The following is a 3,307-nucleotide window of genomic DNA, read 5'->3' as shown; positions in this document are numbered from 1 at the left end:
AATTGAATATAAAAATGAGTGTATTTGCGTCTTGACAAAGGTCACTTCATAACAGCTTTGTTGTGCTCCTTTTTAAATATTTTGTTCATTTTCATTTATAATAGGTGGAAGGACTATAGGTGCATTAGCGAATGTTCCTGTTATATTAGCTATTAATTGAGATAAGAAAGATCCCATTTGAATTTTGTCAACTAAAAAACCTGCTCTTTTATTAGCATATTCAAGCATTTCATCGTGACTTTTAAAATTATCTTTTGTTTTTTGATCCAAAAAGAAATCCCCAATCGCGGAAACGACTAAAAATGGATTGTCGGATCCATCTATCAATAATTTTCTCTCCATTTTTATGCTGATTTTTTCTGAATCACAAGTTAATACACTTAAAGTTTGTTGAATACTTATCTGTCCTTCTTTTTCAGGAATATTGTTACAATTATAAATGATTTGATCTAGATGTGTATTAACACCAATAATTTGTAATTTATTTTGATTCATAATAAATCTCCTGTTATGCAATAAAATTAGCTATATTTTTAAAATTTAATTTACGTGTTTTTTTGCTACTCCACAATGGAGTTTTTACAAACATTACATTATTTTCATTTATTAATTTAACACTTTCTTTTAAATCGTTTATCGCATTTAATACTCTATCGAATTCCTGGTCTCTTCCTATTTTTTCATTTATGGCTGTTTGAATATAAGAATTTAAACTAATACCTTCTTTTTTTGCATTTTCAATAAGTGTTTTATGTGTTGTTTTTGCAACTCTTAATGCGATTTTTCCACTAGGAAGATCTTTTTCTTCTGTGGGCTTAGGTACATTAATACCGTTTTCTTTTAAATAGTCAAGATAAATCCGTTTAGATAATTCAGCGTCTTCGATTGCTTCCTGTAATGTATCTCCTCCACCAACGCATCCTTGCAAATCTGGATATTCAACGCACCATTCAGTTCTTCCATTTTCAAAATCAATAGTGTAAATTTTCATTGAGTATTCCATATTATTTTTCTCCTCCTTTTTCTTTAACCAATTCCACAAGCTCTACGGCTTGTTTAACATAAGCTGCTTTAACTTTGTTTCCGTGTTTTGGTATAGGAAATGGTCTGTTAAGACATTCATGAGTAAATATTACATGACTGGTTCCGTTTTGATTTTTTTCATTGAATTTATGATATTTTAAATATTTTTCAATTTCTATAAATTCAATTTGATCACCAGATCTATAATTTTCTATTTTCTTTATGAGTTTTTCAATTTTTGACATCTCGCACCTTTCGTTATTAATATTATATATGATATCACTAAAATAATATTACGCTTTTTTATCTTATTTTTCAATACTTGAGATATTGTATCAACTAGAAATAAATATACATATTATATATAAAATACGTGATATCAAATTATAGATTGGATTGAGATGGAAGCAAAAGAATTGGGTATTGGATCTTGCTGGCTAGGTGTTTATCCTAGAGAAGATCGATATCTAAAAATCAATTCGTATTTTCATTTACCAAAAGGTATTGTTCCTTTATGGATGATTGCGTTTGGGTATCCAGATCAGAATCTTGTTATAAAAAATAAATTTGATGAATTGAAAATTCATTATGAAAAATATTAGCTTGTTTTGGTTTAAAAAAAGATTGTATCTCTACAATCTCTTAAATCTCAGCAATGGCTTCAATTTCACAAAGCACACCTTTTGGTAAATCCTTTACAGCACAGCAGCTTCTTGCTGGATTCGATACAAAGTATTGAGCATAGACTTCATTGAATGCTGCAAAGTCTTTGATATCAGCTAGAAAACAAGTTGTTTTTACCACTTTTTCCATACTTGTTCCAGCTGCTTCCATCAATGCTTTTACGTTTTTACAAGATTGATGAGCCTGTTCTGTAATACCTTCTGGAATGTTTCCTGTTTGTGGATTCACTGGAATTTGACCAGATCCATATACTAAATTTCCTGTCACAATGGCTTGTGAATAAGGACCAATGGCAGCAGGGGCATTGTTTGTTGTGACTACTTTCATATTTTATTACCTTCTTTCTTCTTTATGTTATACAATTCCTTTTTCTTTGGCAAGTTGTGTTAAAGCTTTTTTAATACGTTCTAAACGAATAATACAGTCTTCATCTTTGGCAAAACAAGCTGTGACAATTCGGATATGACCTTGACCCATTTGCCCATAAGCCGCTCCATCATTCACTAATACATTGGCATGTTCCTTAATATAATCGGCTACTTCTTGTCCAGTTCCAAGTGAAGATACATCTAACCACGATAAAATACCACTTTCTGATTTATTCATTTTGATTCCTGGTATAGACGATAAAATATCATAGGCAATATTTCTTCTTCTTTCTAGTCTTTCATAGTATTCAGGTAAAATGGTTTCATCTTGTAAAGCAGCAATAGCGCCCATAGTAGAAATGGTACAAGGAGCACCGACTACATTGACACAGGCTCCATAGTATTTGTCCATGATGTCTTCATTTGTATAGAGATAAGCTATACGAAAGCCACTTAATCCGTATCCCTTGGATAGTGAACAAATAGTAACGGTTCTTTCCCACATTCCTGGTAAAGTACATGGCGATATAAATTCAATGTCATCAAAGATATGGTCTTCAAATGCCTGGTCACAGATTAAAATTAAATCATGTTTGATAATAAATTGGGATAACTCTAGTAAGTTTTCTTTTCGATATACAGTTGTCGTTGGATTATTGGGATGTGTTAAAATTACAGCCTTTGTTTTAGATGAAACTCTCTTTTCCATTTCTTCTATACGAATTTGATAATTATCTTCTGGATATGTTGGAACCGAAATGGGTTTAGCTCCAAATAATTTACAATTCAAATAGTTACTTGGATAACAAGGATCAGGAATCAATACTTCATCGTCTTTTTCTAAAAAAGGAAATAAAGAAAAAATAAAACCAGCATCGGATCCCGGTGTAATAATGACATTTCGACTGGGATGAATCGGTAATCCTGTTCTTTTTTGAACATGTTTGGCAATTTCTTCTCGTAATTCCAGTAATCCAATGGGCATTGTATAATGAGCACTTGAACCATCTTGAATGGCTTTGATACTGGCTTCTTGTACGGATTTGGGAATCGATGGATCTGGGGCAAACATATCGGCCCAGGCCATATTATCGCCTCCATTTTTTATAAAATTACCAGTTCCTTCACCCACATCGGCTTTTTTGACATCACTGGATAGTCCACCTTGTAGTTGTTGAAACACTTCTTTCATTTTTTGTGTTGTTGTCATAGCTTCACCTCTTTTTTATTGT

6 protein-coding genes are annotated in these 3,307 nt (G+C 31.8%); 1 reads left to right on the top strand and 5 read right to left on the bottom strand.

The features are described 5' to 3' along the window. Positions 1 to 72: 72 nt before the first annotated feature. The 3 genes from ACI32A_RS01725 to ACI32A_RS01715 are packed head-to-tail and all read right to left on the bottom strand — an operon-like array spanning position 73 to position 1,268. Positions 73 to 495 carry a hypothetical protein gene (locus ACI32A_RS01725; protein ID WP_439753294.1) on the bottom strand — a complete coding sequence of 141 codons (423 nt, stop codon included), beginning with the start codon at positions 493 to 495 and terminating at the stop codon, positions 73 to 75. A 13-nt stretch (positions 496 to 508) separates the two neighbouring features. Beyond that, positions 509 to 1,003: a toxin-antitoxin system HicB family antitoxin gene (locus ACI32A_RS01720; RefSeq protein WP_439753293.1), complete on the bottom strand. Its 495-nt coding sequence runs from the start codon at positions 1,001 to 1,003 to the stop codon at positions 509 to 511. 1 nt (position 1,004) lies between these two features. Next, complete coding sequence (locus tag ACI32A_RS01715) at positions 1,005 to 1,268, bottom strand: type II toxin-antitoxin system HicA family toxin (protein ID WP_439753292.1); 264 nt, start codon at positions 1,266 to 1,268, stop codon at positions 1,005 to 1,007. 156 nt (positions 1,269 to 1,424) lie between these two features. Here ACI32A_RS01715 and ACI32A_RS01710 point away from each other — a divergent pair, with 156 nt between their 5' ends. Next, the gene (locus ACI32A_RS01710; RefSeq protein WP_439753291.1) at positions 1,425 to 1,625 is read left to right on the top strand and encodes a hypothetical protein; all 201 of its coding nucleotides are present in this window, start codon (positions 1,425 to 1,427) and stop codon (positions 1,623 to 1,625) included. 40 nt (positions 1,626 to 1,665) lie between these two features. Here ACI32A_RS01710 and ACI32A_RS01705 read toward each other — a convergent pair whose 3' ends face one another. Both ACI32A_RS01705 and ACI32A_RS01700 read right to left on the bottom strand, forming a co-directional pair. Further along, complete coding sequence (locus ACI32A_RS01705; RefSeq protein WP_439753290.1) at positions 1,666 to 2,034, bottom strand: RidA family protein; 369 nt, start codon at positions 2,032 to 2,034, stop codon at positions 1,666 to 1,668. Positions 2,035 to 2,061: 27 nt separating this feature from the next. Continuing rightward, a complete protein-coding gene (locus tag ACI32A_RS01700; RefSeq protein WP_439753289.1) occupies positions 2,062 to 3,285 on the bottom strand; it encodes a pyridoxal phosphate-dependent aminotransferase in 1,224 nt (407 codons plus the stop codon). Positions 3,286 to 3,307: the final 22 nt, after the last annotated feature.

Origin of the sequence: Floccifex sp., from assembly GCF_051873555.1 — a bacterium.
Classification (GTDB): domain Bacteria; phylum Bacillota_I; class Bacilli_A; order Erysipelotrichales; family Erysipelotrichaceae; genus Floccifex.
The sequence above is the reverse complement of the archived record's forward strand: the minus strand, read 5'-3'. Positions and strand labels throughout refer to the sequence as shown.

Coding starts and splice junctions, on each gene's coding strand:
- ACI32A_RS01725 (WP_439753294.1), bottom strand. CDS start 495: ATGAATCAAAATAAATTACAAATTATTGGTGTTAATACACATCTAGAT.
- ACI32A_RS01720 (WP_439753293.1), bottom strand. CDS start 1,003: ATGGAATACTCAATGAAAATTTACACTATTGATTTTGAAAATGGAAGA.
- ACI32A_RS01715 (WP_439753292.1), bottom strand. CDS start 1,268: ATGTCAAAAATTGAAAAACTCATAAAGAAAATAGAAAATTATAGATCT.
- ACI32A_RS01710 (WP_439753291.1), top strand. CDS start 1,425: ATGGAAGCAAAAGAATTGGGTATTGGATCTTGCTGGCTAGGTGTTTAT.
- ACI32A_RS01705 (WP_439753290.1), bottom strand. CDS start 2,034: ATGAAAGTAGTCACAACAAACAATGCCCCTGCTGCCATTGGTCCTTAT.
- ACI32A_RS01700 (WP_439753289.1), bottom strand. CDS start 3,285: ATGACAACAACACAAAAAATGAAAGAAGTGTTTCAACAACTACAAGGT.